This is a genomic window from Rhodopseudomonas sp. (assembly GCF_048594845.1).
Lineage (GTDB): Bacteria > Pseudomonadota > Alphaproteobacteria > Rhizobiales > Xanthobacteraceae > Rhodopseudomonas.
On record NZ_JBMDXE010000188.1, the window covers coordinates 1 to 18,180 of the forward strand.

Genomic DNA, 18,180 nt, shown 5'->3' on the forward strand with positions numbered 1-18,180 from the left:
GACCCGGCCCGGCGTGGTGAAGAGCCGCAACGCGCTGATGGACGCCGCCTATGACGATCAGGTCTATGTCGACGACCGCACCATCGACAGCCACATCAAGCGGCTGCGCAAGAAGTTCAAGATGGTCGACGACGACTTCGAGATGATCGAGACCCTGTACGGCGTCGGTTATCGCTTCACGGAAACCTGAACGCGTCGCGGCGTCGGGCGGCTCGCAACGCCTGACGCCGCCACCGCGCTGCGATATGCTTGGCGGATGATCCCGAAAAGCGGATACCGGTTTTCGGACACGATCATACGCCACGATACATCGCTGATCGCCAACATCCGGGCAGGCTTGGCCATTGCTGGATCGCACCGCGCCTGATCAAGACCACCGAGCCGGGGACGACGGCCCCGAGCCCGACGATGTCGTGGCGACCGCACCGCCATGGCGGCGGCCGATTGCGTGGCTGCGCCGCGCCGGGCAGTTCTTCTTCACGCTGAGCTTCTCCAGCCTGACGCGGCGCATCCTGTCGCTCAATCTCGCCGGCCTGCTCGCACTCTCCACCAGCATTCTGTACCTGTCGCAATTCCGCGCCGGCCTGATCGACGCCCGGGCCCAGAGCCTGCTGGTGCAGGCCGAAATCATCGCCGGCGCGATCGCCGCCTCGGCGACGGTCGAGACCAACACCATCACGATCGATCCGGACCGGCTGCTCGACCTCAAGCCCGGCGAGACCTACGGGCCGCCGGACGAATACGCGGTGCTGGATTTTCCGATCAATCCGGAGCGCGTCGCGCCGGTGCTGCGGCGGCTGATCTCGCCGACCAAGACGCGCGCCCGCATCTATGACCGCGACGGCGTGCTGATCCTCGACAGCCGCAGCCTGTATGGCCGCGGCGACGTGATGCGGTTCGAGCTGCCGCCGCCCGCGATCGAGAAACCGGGCGTGGTCGAGCGCGCCATGATCGCGATCCGCACCTGGCTCAATCGCGGCGACCTGCCGCTCTATCGCGAGCTCGGACCCGAGAACGGCAACGGCTATCAGGAAGTCGCCGACTCGCTGAAGGGCCAGAAGAACTCGATGGTCCGGATCAACGACCGCGGCGAGATCATCGTCTCGGTCGCGGTGCCGGTGCAGCGCTTCCGCGCCATCCATGGCGCCCTGATGCTGTCGACCCAGGGCGACGACATCGACCAGATGGTCACCGCCGAGCGGCTGGCGATCCTCAAAGTCTTCGGTGTCGCCGCGGTGGTGATGTTCGTGCTGTCGGTGCTGCTGGCCTCGACCATCGCGGGCCCGGTGCGCCGGCTCGCCGACGCCGCCGAGCGCGTCCGCCGTCGCATCCGCGCACGCGTCGAGATCCCCGACTTCACCACGCGGCGCGACGAGATCGGCCATCTGTCCGGCGCGCTGCGCGACATGACCGATTCGCTGTATAACCGCATCGAGGCGATCGAAGCGTTCGCGGCCGACGTCTCGCACGAACTGAAAAATCCGCTGACCTCGCTGCGTTCCGCGGTCGAGACGCTGCCGCTGGCCAAGAACGAGAAGAGCCGCGGCCGGCTGCTGGCGGTGATCGAGCACGACGTCAAACGGCTCGACCGGCTGATCTCCGACATTTCCGACGCCAGCCGGCTCGACGCCGAGTTGCAGCGCCAGGACGCCGCCCCGGTCGACCTGCGCCGGCTGCTGACGACGCTGACGCTGGTCGCCAACGAGACCCGGCTCGGCACCCATGCGGCGGTCGATGTCCGATTCGAGGGGGCGCCGACCGACACCTTTTCGGTGCCCGGCCATGATTCGCGGCTGGGCCAGGTGATTTCCAACCTGCTGTCGAACGCGCAGTCGTTCTCCCGCGAGGGCGGCAAGGTCCAGATCGTTTGCCGCCGCCGCAAGACCGAGATCGAGATCGTGGTCGACGACGAAGGCCCGGGCATCCGCGACGACGCCTTCGACAAGATCTTCGAGCGCTTTTACACCGACCGGCCGCATCAGGGCTTCGGCCAGAATTCCGGCCTCGGCCTGTCGATCTCCAAGCAGATCGTCGAGGCCCATGGCGGCAAGATCCGCGCCGAGAACCGCCCCGGCCCGCGCGACGCCGACGGCGAGCCGACCGTTGCGGGCGCCCGCTTCGTGGTGCGGCTGCCTTCGATATGAGTGCGGCGACATGACCGCGGCAGCGCCCAGCATCCACGCCACCGCCGTCAAGGTCGGCGAGCGGGCGGTGCTGATCCGTGGTCCCAGCGGCACCGGCAAATCCCGCCTCGCCTTTGCGCTGATCGTCGCAGGGCGCAGCCGCCAGATCCCACCGGCGGAACTGATCGGCGACGACCGTGTCTTGCTGGAACGGCGCGGCGGCGCGCTATGGGTCAGGCCGGTGCCCGACCTCGCCGGGCTGATCGAGGTTCGCGGCCTCGGCATCCGGCGCTGCCCCTACGCCGCCGAAGCTGCGGTCGGCCTGGTCGTCGACCTCGCCGCGGTCGATGCGGGCCGGCTGCCGGACGCCGCCGCCTTGGCTGTGGAAGTGGACGGCGTCCAATTGCCGCGGATTCCGGTCGGCACAGACTACGATCCGCTGCCCTTGGTGGTGGCGGCTCTGACGACGGGCGACGGGCTGGCCCCTGCGACACAGTTGGACGATTGTTGGAAGGATTTTGGTAACCATATGAGCCACACTATCGTCACTGATTAGACCCGCCCTGGTTCCCGGTTTGTCCTTCGGTCGGAAGGAGAATCGCGAAGACCCCCTTGCATAGGGGCTCTGGATGGTCAAAGTGACCCGTTCGCGCGGTGCACCCAAGAAGCGCCCGCGAGGAGTTTCCGATGATTGGTCTGGTACTTGTGACCCACGGGCGCCTTGCCGACGAGTTCAAGGCAGCGCTGGAACACGTGATGGGGCCGCAGAAACAAATCGAAGCCGTCACGATCGGCGCCGAGGATGACGCCGATTTGTGTCGCAGCGACATCATCGAGGCGGTGAATCGCGTCGACAGCGGCGACGGTGTGGCAATTCTCACCGACATGTTCGGCGGCACGCCGTCGAACCTGGCGATCTCCTGCATGAGCCGGCCGAAAGTCGAAGTGCTCGCGGGCATCAATTTGCCGATGCTGGTGAAGCTGGCCAAGGTCCGCGAGGAGCGGACGCTTCCCGATGCCATCGCACTGGCCCAGGAGGCCGGCCGCAAATACGTCACCATCGCCAGCCGCGTCTTGGCCGGCAAATGACCGCAAACAGATGACCGCAGACCTGCCCCAGACCGCGCCCGACGCCGAGGCAGGTTCGCCCGCCGGAAAAGTCTCCCGCGAGATTCCCGTCACCAACAAGCGCGGCCTGCACGCCCGGGCCTCGGCCAAATTCGTACAGATGGCCGAGAAGTTCGACGCCGACATCACGGTGACGCGCAACGGCGAAACCGTCGGCGGAACGTCGATCATGGGCCTGATGATGCTGGCGGCCGGCATCGGCACCAGCGTGATCGTCTCGGCCACCGGCCCGCAGGCCAAGGAAGCCGTCGACGCGCTGGCCGAGCTGATGGCCAGCAAGTTCGGCGAAGAAGAGTAAGCCCGCTTACTTCGGGACGGCTGTCTCCGGCAACACCAGGAAGAACACGTCCTGCACGGTGCCGCCGGCGAGGCCGAACAGCGGCCGGCTGAGCCAGACCTTGCTGCGCAGAATCTGCTTCTGCCCCGCCACGATCTGCTCGGCGATCGCAAGACACCCCTGATCGGTTGCCGAGCACACCAGTGCGGCGCCGCGCGCCGTCGCTTCCGCCTTGAGCGCCGCGAGGTCCGACCGCTCGAACGACTGCGTATCGGTCCGCAGGTAATATGCTGTGTTCTCCGCCAGCACGGTCTCGCCTGCCACCAGCCCGATCGGCTGGGTGCTGTGGCGCTGCCATTCCCGCGCGATATCGTCGGCGAGCAGCGAGGCGTATTCGAACGGCTCCGGATGGCTGGTGGTGTGGATCACCACCGCGACGCCCGGCGCCGCCGCCAGGATCGCCAGCGCCAGCGCGGCGGCGCCAATCAGCACCTTGCGCAGCGCGTCGCGGCTCACGGTGATCAGCGGCGACGACAGCAGCACGATCGGCAGCAGCGTCCAGGCCGGCATCGTCCACAGCGGGACGATGCGGATGCCGCTGACCAGCGCCACCGGGGCCGGCAGCACCAGCATCAGCAATTGGATGGTGACGATCAGCCGGCGCTGCGGGTCGGCCGGCCAGGCGCTTTCGGCCAGCGCCGCGCGCGACGGCCGCAGCAGCGCCGCCCAGACGATCAGCGCCACCGCCGCATAGCCGACGCAGCCGGCCAGATAGCTCAGCGTATCGAGCAAGTTATGGACGAAGCCGTCGGACTCGTGCGCGGCCGCATAGGCGAAGGACGGAAACCGGTGCGCCACCAGCCAGGCAACATGCGGCGCCAGCACCAGGGCGCCGACAACGATCATCAGCCACGGCGCCGGCGACGCAAAGAACCGCCCGCGCCGCGGATCCAGCAGCGCGCCCAGCCCGAGCGCGCCGACCAGCACGATCGACCAGTATTTGCCGAGCATCGCGGCGCCGGCGAACAGCCCGGCCAGCGCCGGCCACAGCCAGCCCCGCGCCTCGAACGCCCGCAGGAAGCCGTAAATCGTCAGCGCCCAGAGCGGCAGCAGCACCGCATTGGCGTTGTATTTCAGCGCGATGAAATTGAAGAACGGGATGAAGGTCAGCAGCGCCAGCCCGAACAGCGCTTTTTCGGGCGCGAGATAGCGCCGCATCGTCCGCCAGGCGATGTACAGCGTCAGTGCGATGTTGACGGTTGCCAGCAGATGGAACGTGACGTCGGACACCGGCACCACGCTGAACCACGCGCGCGTCACCCAGGCCGAGAACGGCGGGTGCTTGTCGGTGCCGAACGCCAGATGCCGCGACCAGGCATACAGCTCGGAGACGTCGGCATGAACGTCGCGCGGCCAGGTGGCGATGGTCCGGTACGCGGTCCAGATCGCCGTATAGACCGCCAGCGACAGCACGACGGTGCGGTCCTGCCGCTTCGGATCGAGCAGCGCGTCGATCCAGCGATCGATCAAGGGCGGGGCGCGGGAAGTGGCAAGCGAGGTCATCCGGACCCTGGGCTGGAGGCAGGCGCGGCGGACATGATCCGCTTCCGCCGGTCCCGTCAAGCACGCCAAAAGCGGCGGTTTTTCGGGCGGTTGCGCCGTCCGTTCGCCTTGCCGGGCCGGAGTCCGGGTGCTATCTCGCGGCCATGACCACCGTCCCCATCGACAACATCCGCAACTTCTCCATCGTCGCCCATATCGACCATGGAAAGTCGACGCTCGCCGACCGCCTGATCCAGATCACCGGCGGCATGTCCGACCGTGAAATGGCCGGCAAGGAGCAGGTGCTCGATTCGATGGATATCGAGCGCGAGCGCGGCATCACCATCAAGGCGCAGACCGTGCGCCTGCACTACCGTGCCAAGGACGGCAAGGACTACATCTTCAACCTGATGGACACGCCCGGCCACGTCGACTTCGCCTACGAGGTGTCGCGGTCGTTGGCCGCCTGCGAAGGCTCGCTGCTGGTCGTCGACGCCTCGCAGGGCGTCGAGGCGCAGACGCTCGCCAACGTCTATCACGCGCTTGACGCCAACCACGAAATCGTCCCGGTGCTCAACAAGGTCGACCTGCCGGCCGCCGAGCCCGACAAGGTCAAGCAGCAGATCGAGGATGTCATCGGCCTCGACGCCTCCGACGCGGTGATGATCTCGGCCAAAACCGGCGTCGGCGTGCCCGACGTGCTGGAAGCGATCGTCACCCGGCTGCCGCCGCCGAAGGGCGACCGCGACGCGACGCTCAAGGCGCTGCTGGTCGACAGCTGGTACGACGTCTATCTCGGCGTCGTCGTGCTGGTGCGCGTCGTCGACGGCGTGCTGAAGAAGGGCCAGCGCATCCGCATGATGGGCACCGGCGCCGCCTACGATGTCGAGCGCGTCGGCTTCTTCACGCCCAAGATGGTCAATGTCGACGAGCTCGGCCCGGGCGAAGTCGGCTTCATCACCGCCGCCATCAAGGAAGTCGCCGACACCCGCGTCGGCGACACCATCACCGACGACAAGAAGCCGATCACCGAGATGCTGCCGGGCTTCAAGCCGGCCATCCCCGTAGTGTTCTGCGGCCTGTTCCCGGTCGACGCCGACGATTTCGAAACGCTGCGTGCCGCGATGGGCAAACTACGCCTCAACGACGCCAGCTTCTCGTTCGAGATGGAAACCAGCGCGGCGCTCGGCTTCGGCTTCCGCTGCGGCTTCCTCGGCCTGCTGCATCTGGAGATCATCCAGGAGCGGCTCAGCCGCGAGTTCGATCTCAATCTAATCGCGACCGCGCCGTCCGTGATCTATCACATGAAGCTCACCGACGGCACCGAGATGGAGATCCACAACCCAGTAGACATGCCGGACGTGGTCAAGATCGCCGAGATCCAGGAGCCGTGGATCGAAGCCACCATCCTGACGCCCGACGAGTACTTGGGCTCGGTGCTGAAGCTGTGCCAGGACCGCCGCGGCAATCAGAAGGAGCTGACTTACGTCGGCGCCCGCGCCATGGTGAAGTACGAACTGCCGCTCAACGCAGTGGTGTTCGACTTTTACGACCGGCTCAAGAGCGTGTCGAAGGGCTACGCCTCGTTCGACTATCACCTCACCGACTACAAGCCGGCGGATCTCGTCAAGATGCAGATCCTCGTCAACGCCGAGCCGGTCGACGCGCTGTCGATGCTGGTGCACCGGACCCGCGCCGAAGGCCGCGGCCGCGCCATGGTCGAGAAGATGAAGGAACTGATCCCGCCGCACATGTTCCAGATCCCGATCCAGGCGGCGATCGGCGGCAAGGTCATCGCCCGCGAAACCGTCCGCGCCCTGCGCAAGGACGTCACCGCCAAGTGCTACGGCGGCGACATCACCCGAAAGCGCAAACTTCTGGAGAAGCAGAAGGAGGGCAAGAAAAAGATGCGCCAGTTCGGCAAGGTGGACATTCCGCAGGAAGCGTTCATTGCGGCGTTGAAGGTGGATAGTTGATCCGTCGGCAGGCATGACACCAATAGCGGGGAACGTGGTTGTCTCGATCGAGATACACGAGGCCCGAGATGAGCCCGATCGTCAAATACCAGCCCGAGGACAATGCGGCCTACATCCGCTTGCCGCGCGGCGAGATTCTGGAAAGCGCTGAAGTCGCCCCGAACGTCATCTTCGATTACGACGCCAATGGCCGCATCGTCGGCATCGAACTACTTGATGCACGCGCGCAGTTGGCAGCCGAGTTACTGACGGATGCTGCCTAGCAGAACGATCATAAACTCCAATGCTGTGCATCAGGCTTCGCATGGGTTGTTAGATTCTTGCGGTTACGTGCTGGAAAGAACCGCGAGCGTTTGTCTACAATGCATTGGTCGATCGCAGTCGCGGGGCGAAATCTCAATCGGAATCACTTATGATCCGGAAGCCGCCCGGCAATGCGGGCAACGCTGCGGAGTAGCGATCCGCCTGCTCCTCCACCGCATCCCCCAAACGGCCGTCATTCGCCGGCGGCTTCCATCTCGTCGTGCCGGGCGATCGGGTCCCAATCATAGCCGTTCGGCCAGGTCGAAATCAGCGTCTTCGTTGAAGGCGATATCCGATCTGTTACGTTGCCGTTACGCCAACCGATCCCGATAAGCCGGGCTTCCAAACGGCGGCCGACCCTGCGGCGTCCCTCATCGAGCAGCTGCGGGCGCGGGGCAAGCGGCCGATTGTGTGGCCTTAGGCAGCAAACACCAAGCTGGACAAGCTGTCACATCAACCTGACATTTTTGTCAGCCTTGATTTACGGGTTCCAACATTGATTTTCTAAATCTACGGCTTGATCCAGACAAAGGAATCGTCTATCTTCTGGCTCATGGAAACACCAAACCCAAGCCTTGAAGACGTGAAGCGACGCCGCGCCCAAAACGCGGCCGAGCGAAAGCGTCACGAAGACAGCATCGCTGCGCTCTTGGTAGAAGATCAGGAACTGGCAGTGGCGGAAAGGGTTTTGGAGCGCCTGTTTGCCAGTGCGTCGCCCCCGCCGCCCCCTCCCATTTCACCCCCGCCGACGTTGCTCAAAGGCGTGTCAGACTTGGTCGCTCCACCCCTTCATGCGGTAAATGTCGCCGCGATGACTGTGGAGGAGGCGATTACCCACGTCCTGCTCATCAATTCAAATCCTTGGATGACCGCCAACGAAATCCAAGACGCAGCAAAGTGGTACGGCAAAGACATCCCGATGGCGTCGATTTCACCGACGCTTTCCAACATGAAGGGGAAAAAGGTCGTTCGAGACGGTCGCAAGGTGGCTCTAGCGAGCCGCATCAATCAGAAACCGTCAAAAAATACAGAGGGCCCAGCCGATATTTTCAGCTGAGCCCTCCATCGGGGATGGCATGGTGCGTGCGGTCGGTTGTCCACCTGGCGTGCACGAGGGTTCGAGTCCCTCCATCTCCACCGTATTCACCGCCGTATGGGATCGGCCTAGGAAACTGACCCATCCGGCAAGCGCAACCCCTAAACCCCTACGGGGAGGTCTAGGAGTATCCCATGTGGCAAGCCGCCTTATTAGAATGACAGGCTACCCAGCCCAAATAATATATCAGAATCAGCGATCTCGTCTAGCGCGGCATGGATATGCCGCGCTAGATTTCGTCATCAATGAATAAGGTTCCGCCGTTGACCAATGCAGCTTTCATTGCCGCTAGATTGTTCTCAATGGGGCACGCGGCGGGTCTTTGAAACTCCCGCACGGTCTAAAGGGAAACGCTTGCGGCTTGAGCTAGCTCATCCTGGGACCAGTCAAGCCAAGCTCTGGCTGCGCAACATTGTTGAGGCGTCATACATCGGAGATAGCTCGTTTTTGATATCGGCCAGGCGGTCCCGGATGCGGACGACCTCGTTGAACAGGTCGGCGCGCTTCGTCAGCCAGCCGGAAACGGTATTATCGTAAGTCTCTGTGCGGGGGCGTCGGATTGTATCTGACATGCTTGCATTGCGTGTGAATCACACAGAAGCTGGAACCCGTGGCTTGGTGATTTGCTGCCTAATGCCGCGATTGTGCACAGCGGGCGGACACGCGCGATCCCCAGTTTCTGGCCGATCTCCCCCGCGAAGCCGCGATGATGGCGAGCCATCCCGAGAATGATGCGCTTGATGATTGGATCGAGCAGGTCACCGATTGGGAGGCGTGGAGGCACTCGTAGTCCGAATGAGCGTAGCGGCATCCGGGTCTTTAAAGGTGCGTTGCGCTCCCCGGATGTAGCTTCGCTCATCCGGGCTACGGGACTACTTGCCCCCCTCTACCCAAACAACACCCGATCCACCGCATGCAGATCCTTCGGGTCAAAGTACTTCTTCACCCATGCGTCCGTGGTGCCGAGGAACCAGCCGGCGTCGACGGCGGCTTGGGCTTTGGAGGCTTTTGGCGCGGCTGACTTGGCTTTGGTTTTCTGCTTGGCGGTCTTGCTCTTGTCGTTGCGGGCGACGCTGTCGAGGAAGTTGAAGTGGTCGACCAGCGCCAAGGCCTCGATCGCGAACACGGTGGCGACGTCGCCGTCGCGGATCGCCAGCAGGTTGTCGCCGTTGTTGGTCTCGCCGCCGGTGGCGAGGTTGGAGGAGCCGCAGAACACCACGGGGTCGTCGCCGTTGAAGCCGCACACCACGAATTTGTGGTGGATCTGGTGTTTGACGCCGCCGATGTTCGGCACCTGGTTGAACGGCGGCGGCAGCTGGGTGTCGACCGGCTTGCCGGTCACGAGCACGCCCGTCGTCTTGCCGAGCGGATACAGATAGATGCCGTCCGGATTGTCCGAGATACCGAAGCTGAAGATATTCGTGTTCTTGTGCAGCGTCTTCAGCGCCTCGTAGACCGGGCTGTTGCCATTGGCCATCTCCATCACGGCGAACAGCACGCTGCCCTTGCCCTTGCGCACCTTGGCTTCCTTGGCGATGCGACCCACGATCGGATCGAGCGCGCGGGCGGCGCCGTCGTCGTCGTGCGGCGCGAAGGTGAAGTCGGTGGCCGGCGTGGTCTTCGAGGTCGTCGAGAAGGTCTGCTGCGACCAGTCTGACTTGATGAACGCCGCCTTCTTGACGTCGGTGGCCCACACCTCTTCGAACACGCCGGCATAGAGGCCGGCGACCTGCGCGTCGGTGTAGATCACGATGTGGTTGGAATTGACGTAGAGACCGGTCACCGAGAAATTGGTCGAGCCGGTCATCACCTTGACGGGGCTGGTCTTGCGCGCCCCGACGCGGGAGACGATGAACACCTTGTCGTGCGCGTAGCGGCCGAAATGGCCGCGCTTGATCAGCTCGCGTTTACCGGCCGCCTTTTCGAACAGCTCGGTGAATTCGTCCTCGGGCTTGGGATCGCTGGCGCTGTGATGCAGCGCGGCGTTGTCGAGGATGATGCGGATGCGGCCCTGCTTGGCGAGCTTGAGCAGGCGCTGGATCAGGTCGGGCTCATTGAGGTCGTAGGCGAACACATCGATCGTGAGAGACTTGTCGGCCAGCACCTCGTCGAGGATCGCGAACATCTTCTCGCGCGCGGTGAAGCCGAGCCACTGATATTCGTCCGCGTAGGTGAAGGTCTCGCCGCGCGCATTGGTGCCGGAGACTTCCGAGGTGTCGAACAGCAGCTCGTGCCCGGCCGGCTGGATCTTCGCCTTCAGGCCGAAATGATTCACGAAGGCCTGCGACTGGGTGTAGCCGCGGGTGAAGCCGAGTTCGAGCCCGGCCTTGGCGAAATGATTGACTTCGACCTTCACGGAAGCACTAAGCGCAGGATCGAGCGGCAGCAGCACGCCGTCGTCGAAATAGCGCGGCGTCACCGTGTAGGTGTAGGGGCCGAGAAACGGCGTCAGCCCCTGGTGATTGACGCCGGGCACATGCAGCCAGCGGAATTTGTGAATCGGCGCGTTGATGCTGGAGCGCGCCGGCTCCTTCGGGTCCTGGGCGTGGTCGGCCGGCGTCTTGAACTGCAGCTCGTTGTAGATGTAGTACGCGGCGCCGCCCTGCGGCTGGGCCTGGATGGTGAAGCCGGCGAGGTTCTTGCCGTCCGCCTTGCTGGCGAGGTTGAACGCCAGCAGCGTCTTGGCGTCGCCCCGATACGCGACCAGTGTCAGGCTGCCCTTCGTCGCAACGACCTTGGCCATCTCGGCCTCCCTGAAAATGATCTGAAACTATCAATCTGCTAATCGGCGCATTATCGCACGCCGCCGCGCGCCCGCAATCGGCGCGGGAGGTGGCATGGTAGCAAAATGCGATGACGCTTTGGCTGCGCTGCGAAAGCGCGACTGACCAAATCCGCACAATTTCGGCTCGCAGCCGGCATCGCCCGCGCCGAATTGCCGCGCATCGCGACGCCGATGTTTGCGACAGATCACGCTGCGCCGACGCGGCCCGCCGCATGCTGTGAGGATCGACCACGACGCCCGCCGGATATGCGATCGCGCGGGCCTGGACAATGCAGATGACCACCCCGATCACCACCTTGCCGCTCGCTCCCGAATTCGACGCCGCCATTCGCATCGCCGAGCCGGATGCCGACCTGCTCGACGCGCTGGTGCGCAGCGACGATCCGGACGATCAGGCACGCATTCTGGCGCGGGTTGTGCTGGCGGCGTTCGATCAGTACTACGCGGTGTCGCGGCGGATTCCGGCGCTCGCCAAGGCGGCGTTCGAGGCGCGCGACTGGTCGCTGACGGTGCGGCTGTCGAAGGCGCGGATCGGGCTCTACACCACCTGCATCGACCAGCTGGTGCCGCCGCTGAAGGCCGGCCTGCCCGAGCTGGTCAAGCACGAGCAGCTCTGGTCGCGCGCCGAGGCCGAGCTGCTGGCGGCAATCGCCGGCCGCTACGAGGCCGACTTCGCCTTCGCGTTCTGGCATTCGCTGCGCCGCAAGCTGGTCGACGACGAGTGGCGGCCGGTGTCCTACGATTCCGGCCCGGCGGCGCGGCCGCCGGCCTCGTCAGCGCCGATCCTCGACGCCACGGTGACGACGCTGCCGATCCGCCCGGCGGTGATCCGCGACATTCTCCTCAGCGCTGGCCTGGATGCGCCGTGGCGCGATCTCGACGGCGACGCCGCGCTTGCGGCGGCTGCGATCGAAGCGGCACTGGAGCCGCTCGGCCCGCGGGACGGCGAGCCGGCGCGGATCGAGATCGCGCAGTCCGGCTTCTTCCGCAATCGCGGCGCCTGCCTGATCGGCCGCGTCAAGCTGCGCGAGCACGCCGACATGCCGCTACGCAGCATCCCGCTGCTGATCGCGCTGCTCAATGAGGACGACGGCTTGGTCGTCGATGCCGTGCTGACCGACAGCGACGAGCTGCAATTCGCCTTCTCGTCGACGCTCGCTAATTACCACGCCACCAACCCGCATTATCACGAGCTGGCGCGGCTCCTCTACGAGCTGATGCCGAAGCGGCCGCTCGGCACGCAATATTCCTGCATCGGCTTCCATCACCTCGGCAAGGTCGCGGTGATGACCGAGATCCTCGCCGAGCATCAGCGCAGCAAAGAGCGGCTCGCCACCGCGCCGGGCTTCAAGGGCACGGTGGCGATCGCCTTCACCATGCCGTCCTCGGCTTATGTGCTGAAGATCATCCGCGACCATCCGACCGACGACTACAAGTTCGATTATTTCGACGGTCTGGACGCGGTGCTGCGCAAATACAATCTGGTGCACGAGATCGACCGCGCCGGCTCGATGCTCGACAACATCATCTATTCCAACGTCAAGCTCGATCGCACCATGTTCGCGCCGGATCTGCTCGACGAGCTGCTCGAGGCCGGCATCGGGACGGTGACGATGGAGCGCGGCGCGCTGGTGTTCCGGCATCTGATCGTGCAGATCAAGCTGACGCCGCTGCCGCTCTATCTCGGCACGGCGAAGCCCGGCGACGCCCGCGCCGCGGTGGTCAACCTCGGCGACTGCATCAAGAACAACGCCGCAGCCGATATCTTCAACAAGGACCTCGACGGCCGCAACTACGGCGTCAGCCGCATCCGCAAGGTGTATCTGTTCGACTACGACGCGGTCGAGCCGCTCACCGCCGTCAAGGTGCGCAGGCCCGATGAACCGCGCATCGAGTTCGAAGACGGCGTCGTGTTCCGCCCCGCCGACATGCTCGACGGCCTGCGCATCGACGACCCGTCTCTCCGCCGCGTCTTCCGCGACGCGCATCCGGAGCTGATGCAGGCGGAGTATTGGCAAGGCCTGCAGCAGGCGCTGCGCGCGGGCAAAGTGCGGCGGGTGATGAACTACCCGGCGGCAAGGCGGCTGCGGGCCTAAAGGTCAAGCTCCCGGTCTTGTTTCCTGGCTCCTGCGCGGCTCCTGCGGCGGCTCAATCGAGCGGGACACGGCCAAACCAACCAGCCCTCATCCTGAGGAGCCCGGCGACGCCGGGCGTCTCGAAGGATGAGCTGCAGGGCAACGCGCGCACCAAGGGCGTGGCGCGGCCCATCCTTCGAGACGCCGCGCGGCGCGCGGCTCCTCAGGATGAGGCGGAGTGTGTGGCGAGCGCCGTAGGCGAACCATGGCTTGGCAATGCGTCGGCAATCCCCGCCCTTGCCGAACCCCGCCGCCGCCTCTACCTGTTCGAAGCTGTTTTCGGACGAGGATCCCCGCCCATGCTCGATGCCGCCATCAAGGCGCTGACTCAGATTCTGTCGCCGCCGATGCGCTCCATTCTGTGGCGGTCGATCGGCTTCGCGCTGGCGCTGATCGCGGTGGCGGCGATCGCGCTGCAGCGGCTGCTGAGCTGGGGCGCGTCCGCCAGCGAGCTGTGGGCCGAGACCGCGCTCGGCGGCTTTCAGACGCCGCTGCACATCCTGTCGTGGGTGATCTCGATCGCGGCCGGGCTCGGCATCGTGGTCGGTGCGGTGTTCCTGATGCCGGCGGTGACCTCGCTGGTGGCCGGCATCTTCGTCGACGAAGCCGCCGAACATGTCGAGCGCGAGTACTATCCGAACGAACAGCCCGGCGTGGCGTTGCCGGTCGGCATCGCGATGATCGAAACGATCAAGACCGCGCTGCTCACCATCCTGGTGTATCTGATCGCGCTGCCGTTCCTGCTGGTCGGCGGCATCGGCGTGATCGTGTTCTTCGTCGCCACCGCCTGGCTGCTCGGCCGTGAATATTTCGAGCTGGCCGCGATGCGGTTTCGTCCCGCCGCCGAGGCCAAGGCGATGCGGCGCGACAACGCCACCACGGTGTTCATCGGCGGCCTGATCATCGCGGCCTTCGTGTCGATCCCGATCGTCAATCTGGCGACGCCGCTGTTCGGCATGGCCTTCATGGTCCATCTGCACAAGCGCCTGTCCGGCTCCCGCCCGGAAATCATCGCGCCGGACCGGCGTCGGGTGACAATGAGCTGAGCGGCGTCGCCGTCTCAGCCCGGGCGCCTCAACAACAACCCACGTCATTGCCGGGCTTGACCCGGCAATCCATCGTCTTCTCAAGAAGCTTTCTCTTGCGCGCTTTCGCGCGCGATGGATGCGCGGGCCTTCGCCGCGCCGATGCGGCTTCGGCCGCGCAGGCGGGTCAAGCCCGCGCATGACGCTTCGTTGGGTTACTGCGGCGGCGCTTACTTCTCCCGCGCTTCACTACCGAAGCGGCGCTTCACCGCATGCGCGACTTCCTGCGCGGCGCCGCCGACGATCATCAGCACGAAGCTGGCGAAATGGGACATCTTCATCGCAAGGCTCTCCGTTCGAGCCGGGCGCGTGACGAATCGAGTGGATGATCACCGCAGCCGGTAGCAACCAGGTCCGTCGAACGCGCTCGTTGCGACTGATATTGGACTGCTTTGGCCGGCTTCAAACCGGAATCACGCGTTTCACGAACGATTTCACGCTTGTCATGAGGCACGGACAGTTTTCGTCAGGCGCCCGCGTCACGGTCGCCGCGCGCTTGGCCGCGAATGTCCGGATCAGCTGACGCCTGGTGTCAACCGGATGATCCCGACGGCTGTTCTTGTGCACCATGGCGGGAGTTGTCACTCCGGCGCGCGCGATCCGGTCCCTAACTAATTACCAGCATTCAGATAAACCGCCGCACGCCTGGAACCCTGCGAACGCTCCGCATTTGACAGCTTGCGCCGGCGATGGTGCCATGCGCCCAACAACGAGAACGTCGGCATGCAGCGCGCCCTCAACGACAATCATCCCCGCAAGCCTTTCGCCGCATCGCTCGCCAAGCCGAACTGGACCGAAGACGGCCTCGACTGGCCGCATCGCCAGACCAGCGCCTTCGTGCATGCCGGCGGGCTGCGCTGGCACGTGCAGCAGATGGGCCGCGGACCGGTGGTGTTGCTGCTGCACGGCACGGGCGCGGCGACGCATTCCTGGCGCATGCTGGCGCCGCTGCTCGCCGAGCACTTCACCGTCGTGGCGCCCGATCTGCCCGGCCACGGCTTCACCGAAACCCCCGACGCGTCGCGGATGTCGATGGCCGCGATGGCGCAGGATCTCGCCGCGCTGCTGCGGGGGCTCGGCCATCAGCCGGTGATGGTGGCGGGCCATTCGGCCGGCGCCGCGGTGGCGGCGCGGATGTGCCTCGACGGCAGTATCGCGCCGTCCGCATTGGTCGGCCTCAACGCCGCGCTGCTGCCGATCGGCGGCGCCGCCAGCCGCTACATGCTGCCGCTGGCACGAATGCTGGCGACCAGCGCGCTGGTGCCGCGGCTTGTAGCGCGCTTCGCCCGCAATCCCGGCATGGTCGAACGCATGGTCGCCGACACCGGCTCATCACTCGAGCCTGCCGGCATCGATTACTATCGCCGCCTCGTCGGCTGTCCCGGCCATGTCGCGGCGGCGATCCGGATGATGGCGAGCTGGCGACTCGACGAACTCGCCGCGCAGCTGCCGCAGCTCGCGCCACGCCTGCTGCTGATCGCCGGCAGCAACGACAAGACCATCGCCGCGAAGGATGCGACCCGCGTGCAGGCGATGGTGCCGGGCGCACGCGTCGAAGTGATGCAGGGCCTCGGCCACCTCGCCCACGAAGAACGCCCGCACGACGTCGCCGGTCTGATGACCGAGCTGGCGCGCGAAGTCGGGCTGCTCCCGCCGATGGTGGCGGCGGCGGAGTAATCACCGCTCCAAACACCCCGCATCGTTGCCCTGGAAGATCGAAGCCCTCTCCACACCCACAAACGTCATCGCCCGGCTCGTCCGGGCGACCCAGTATTCCAGAGCGTTCGTGATGACGCGCATGCCCTGCAATACTGGATCCCCCGCATGCGCGGCGGATGACGGGTGGTGGATGGGGCGCGGCCGTGCTTCCCCCTCCCGTCATTGCCGGGCTCGACCCGGCAATCCATCCTCTTTGCAAAGACTCTTGTGGCGCGCTGACGCGCGCGATGGATGCGCGGGCCTTAGCCGCGCCGAAGGGGCTTCGGCCCCGCAGGCGGGTCGAGCCCGCGCCTGACGGCCTGTGAGATAGCGCAGGCCTCGTCGCTAAACCGACGTAGTTCGGCGGCATTGCTCCTTGGAAACGATTTGTCTCGCCCGTCAGACGGCGAGGGCATGCTCAAGGAGATCGCATGGTGAGGTCGCTCGGATTCTGCCGCGTCGCGTTGCTGGCGATGCTGGTCGCCACAACCTCGCTGGCGCCGCTGCATGCGCAGGACGCTGCACCGGCCGCCGCGCACGGCAAGTCCGCCGGCGGCGGATCGACCGGCAAGGCCGCAGCCTCCGAAACGGAAGCCGATCGGCTGCCACCCGATTCCATGACCAAGCAGACGCTGACTCTCCCCGGGCGCAGCCTCGCCTTCACCGCCACTGCCGGCAGCATCCGGCTGTTCAACGACAAGAGCGAGCCGCAGGCCGACATCGCCTACACGGCCTATCAACTCGATAGCGCCGACGCGCGGACCCGGCCGGTGACGTTCCTGTTCAACGGCGGACCGGGCGCCTCTTCGGCGTGGCTGCAGCTCGGCGCTGCCGGGCCGTGGCGGCTGCCGCTGGCCGGCGATGCCGCGTCGGCCTCGGCGACGCCGGCGCTGCTGCCGAACGCCGAGACCTGGCTCGATTTCACCGACCTCGTCTTCATCGACCCGGTCGGCACCGGCTACAGCCGTTTCGTTGCCTCCGGCGAAGACGTGCGCAAGAAGTTCTATTCTGTCGACGGCGACATCGCGGCGCTGTCGCTGGTGATCCGCCGCTGGCTGGAAGCGCACGACCGGCTGCTGTCGCCGAAATACGTCGCCGGCGAAAGCTATGGCGGCATTCGCGGCCCGCGCGTGGTGCGCGACCTGCAGACCAAGCAGGGCGTCGGCATCAAGGGCCTGATCCTGGTGTCGCCGGTGCTCGACTTCCGCGAACTCTCAGGCTCGAGCCTGCTACAGTATGTGACGCGTCTGCCCAGCATGGCCGCGGTGGCGCGGCAGCAGAAGGGTCCGGTCACGCGCGCCGCGATGGCCGATGTCGAGACCTACGCACGCGGCGAGTACTTGGCAGATCTGCTCAAGGGCGAGGCCGATCAGGACGCGACCAAGCGCCTGTCGGATCGCGTCGCTGCGCTGACCGGCATCGATCCGGCCGTCAGCCGGCGATTGGCGGGACGATTCGACACCTCCGAATTCCAGCGCGAATTCGCCCGCGCCAGCGGCAAGGTCACCGGCCGGTTCGACGGCTCGGTGCAGGGCCTCGATCCATTTCCGGATTCCAGCGACGGCCAGTTCGGCGACCCCTCCGCCGACGCGCTGATCGCGCCGCTGACCAGCGCGGCGGTCGACCTCACCCGCAGCAAACTCAATTGGCGGCCGAGCGGCTCGTATCAGTTGCTCAACGGCGCGGTCTCCGGCCAATGGGATTTCGGCCGCGGCCGGCATCCGGTCGAATCCGTGACGCAGCTGCGCCAGATCCTCGCGGTCGATCCGAAGCTTCGCGTGCTGGTCACCGGCGGCCTGTACGACCTCGCCGCGCCGTATTTCGGCAACCAGATCGTGCTCGACCAACTACCGCCGACCCTGGCGCAGAACCGCGTCAACCTGATCGTCTATCCCGGCGGCCACATGTTCTACGCCGACGACCCCTCGCGGCAAGCGCTGCGGGACGACGTCAAGGCGATGATGAAGTAACAACACCCGAAGAAACAAACCATCCAGGCAACAACCTATGAGCCGTCATCCTGAGGCGCTCG

Annotated in this window: 14 protein-coding genes, 1 tRNA gene and 1 pseudogene; 14 read left to right on the forward strand and 2 right to left on the reverse strand. The window is 65.5% G+C overall.

Going from position 1 to position 18,180, the window contains the following annotated elements; all coding sequences use genetic code 11:
* From ACOJTD_RS12030 to ACOJTD_RS12050, 5 genes are all read left to right on the forward strand, one after another.
* The coding region (locus ACOJTD_RS12030; RefSeq protein ID WP_420133148.1) for a winged helix-turn-helix domain-containing protein at window positions 1–190 on the forward strand (190 nt) is incomplete at its 5' end.
* 154 nt (window positions 191–344) lie between these two features.
* Window positions 345–2,144 (forward strand): stimulus-sensing domain-containing protein, encoded by a 1,800-nt coding sequence (locus ACOJTD_RS12035; protein WP_420133149.1) that lies wholly within the window; start codon window positions 345–347, stop codon window positions 2,142–2,144.
* Between the two features lie 10 nt (window positions 2,145–2,154).
* Window positions 2,155–2,679 carry an HPr kinase/phosphorylase gene (locus ACOJTD_RS12040; protein ID WP_420133150.1) on the forward strand — a complete coding sequence of 175 codons (525 nt, stop codon included), beginning with the start codon at window positions 2,155–2,157 and terminating at the stop codon, window positions 2,677–2,679.
* A 131-nt stretch (window positions 2,680–2,810) separates the two neighbouring features.
* A complete protein-coding gene (locus tag ACOJTD_RS12045; RefSeq protein WP_054160899.1) occupies window positions 2,811–3,212 on the forward strand; it encodes a PTS sugar transporter subunit IIA in 402 nt (133 codons plus the stop codon).
* A gap of 10 nt (window positions 3,213–3,222) precedes the next feature.
* Window positions 3,223–3,549, forward strand: a complete 327-nt coding sequence (locus tag ACOJTD_RS12050) for an HPr family phosphocarrier protein (protein WP_420133151.1) — start codon at window positions 3,223–3,225, stop codon at window positions 3,547–3,549.
* A 6-nt stretch (window positions 3,550–3,555) separates the two neighbouring features.
* On the opposite strand, the gene ACOJTD_RS12055 is transcribed toward ACOJTD_RS12050, so the two are convergent.
* Window positions 3,556–5,091: a glycosyltransferase family 39 protein gene (locus ACOJTD_RS12055; RefSeq protein ID WP_420133152.1), complete on the reverse strand. Its 1,536-nt coding sequence runs from the start codon at window positions 5,089–5,091 to the stop codon at window positions 3,556–3,558.
* Between the two features lie 143 nt (window positions 5,092–5,234).
* Between ACOJTD_RS12055 and lepA the strand changes: the two genes are divergently transcribed.
* The 5 genes and pseudogenes from lepA to ACOJTD_RS12080 form a co-directional block, all read left to right on the forward strand.
* Window positions 5,235–7,046 (forward strand): translation elongation factor 4, encoded by a 1,812-nt coding sequence (gene lepA / locus ACOJTD_RS12060; protein WP_420133153.1) that lies wholly within the window; start codon window positions 5,235–5,237, stop codon window positions 7,044–7,046.
* A 68-nt stretch (window positions 7,047–7,114) separates the two neighbouring features.
* Window positions 7,115–7,309 carry a DUF2283 domain-containing protein gene (locus tag ACOJTD_RS12065; RefSeq protein WP_420133154.1) on the forward strand — a complete coding sequence of 65 codons (195 nt, stop codon included), beginning with the start codon at window positions 7,115–7,117 and terminating at the stop codon, window positions 7,307–7,309.
* Between the two features lie 557 nt (window positions 7,310–7,866).
* Window positions 7,867–8,406, forward strand: coding sequence for a hypothetical protein (locus ACOJTD_RS12070; RefSeq protein ID WP_420133155.1), 540 nt, complete (start codon window positions 7,867–7,869; stop codon window positions 8,404–8,406).
* Window positions 8,407–8,416: 10 nt separating this feature from the next.
* A tRNA-Asp gene (locus ACOJTD_RS12075) sits at window positions 8,417–8,486 on the forward strand.
* 626 nt (window positions 8,487–9,112) lie between these two features.
* A pseudogene (locus ACOJTD_RS12080) lies at window positions 9,113–9,235 on the forward strand (DUF3018 domain-containing protein); the annotation flags it as partial.
* 96 nt (window positions 9,236–9,331) lie between these two features.
* Here ACOJTD_RS12080 and ACOJTD_RS12085 read toward each other — a convergent pair.
* Entirely contained in the window at window positions 9,332–11,188 is a 1,857-nt protein-coding gene (locus ACOJTD_RS12085) for a phospholipase D-like domain-containing protein (RefSeq protein WP_420133156.1), read from the reverse strand.
* A gap of 317 nt (window positions 11,189–11,505) precedes the next feature.
* Between ACOJTD_RS12085 and aceK the strand changes: the two genes are divergently transcribed.
* From aceK to ACOJTD_RS12105, 4 genes are all read left to right on the forward strand, one after another.
* Window positions 11,506–13,326: a bifunctional isocitrate dehydrogenase kinase/phosphatase gene (gene aceK / locus ACOJTD_RS12090; RefSeq protein ID WP_420133157.1), complete on the forward strand. Its 1,821-nt coding sequence runs from the start codon at window positions 11,506–11,508 to the stop codon at window positions 13,324–13,326.
* Window positions 13,327–13,664: 338 nt separating this feature from the next.
* Window positions 13,665–14,411, forward strand: coding sequence for a sulfate transporter family protein (locus ACOJTD_RS12095; protein ID WP_420133158.1), 747 nt, complete (start codon window positions 13,665–13,667; stop codon window positions 14,409–14,411).
* A gap of 762 nt (window positions 14,412–15,173) precedes the next feature.
* Window positions 15,174–16,127, forward strand: coding sequence for an alpha/beta fold hydrolase BchO (gene bchO / locus ACOJTD_RS12100; protein WP_420133159.1), 954 nt, complete (start codon window positions 15,174–15,176; stop codon window positions 16,125–16,127).
* A gap of 452 nt (window positions 16,128–16,579) precedes the next feature.
* Window positions 16,580–18,118, forward strand: a complete 1,539-nt coding sequence (locus tag ACOJTD_RS12105) for a S10 family peptidase (RefSeq protein ID WP_420133160.1) — start codon at window positions 16,580–16,582, stop codon at window positions 18,116–18,118.
* Window positions 18,119–18,180 lie beyond the last annotated feature (62 nt).

What these genes read in the sequence shown, in the direction of transcription:
- ACOJTD_RS12045 (WP_054160899.1), top strand. Translation starts at nt 2,811, where the DNA reads ATGATTGGTCTGGTACTTGTGACCCACGGGCGCCTTGCCGACGAGTTC.
- ACOJTD_RS12065 (WP_420133154.1), top strand. Translation starts at nt 7,115, where the DNA reads ATGAGCCCGATCGTCAAATACCAGCCCGAGGACAATGCGGCCTACATC.
- ACOJTD_RS12105 (WP_420133160.1), top strand. Translation starts at nt 16,580, where the DNA reads ATGGTGAGGTCGCTCGGATTCTGCCGCGTCGCGTTGCTGGCGATGCTG.
- aceK (WP_420133157.1), top strand. Translation starts at nt 11,506, where the DNA reads ATGACCACCCCGATCACCACCTTGCCGCTCGCTCCCGAATTCGACGCC.
- ACOJTD_RS12095 (WP_420133158.1), top strand. Translation starts at nt 13,665, where the DNA reads ATGCTCGATGCCGCCATCAAGGCGCTGACTCAGATTCTGTCGCCGCCG.
- ACOJTD_RS12055 (WP_420133152.1), bottom strand. Translation starts at nt 5,091, where the DNA reads ATGACCTCGCTTGCCACTTCCCGCGCCCCGCCCTTGATCGATCGCTGG.
- ACOJTD_RS12040 (WP_420133150.1), top strand. Translation starts at nt 2,155, where the DNA reads ATGACCGCGGCAGCGCCCAGCATCCACGCCACCGCCGTCAAGGTCGGC.
- lepA (WP_420133153.1), top strand. Translation starts at nt 5,235, where the DNA reads ATGACCACCGTCCCCATCGACAACATCCGCAACTTCTCCATCGTCGCC.
- ACOJTD_RS12050 (WP_420133151.1), top strand. Translation starts at nt 3,223, where the DNA reads ATGACCGCAGACCTGCCCCAGACCGCGCCCGACGCCGAGGCAGGTTCG.
- ACOJTD_RS12085 (WP_420133156.1), bottom strand. Translation starts at nt 11,188, where the DNA reads ATGGCCAAGGTCGTTGCGACGAAGGGCAGCCTGACACTGGTCGCGTAT.
- bchO (WP_420133159.1), top strand. Translation starts at nt 15,174, where the DNA reads ATGCAGCGCGCCCTCAACGACAATCATCCCCGCAAGCCTTTCGCCGCA.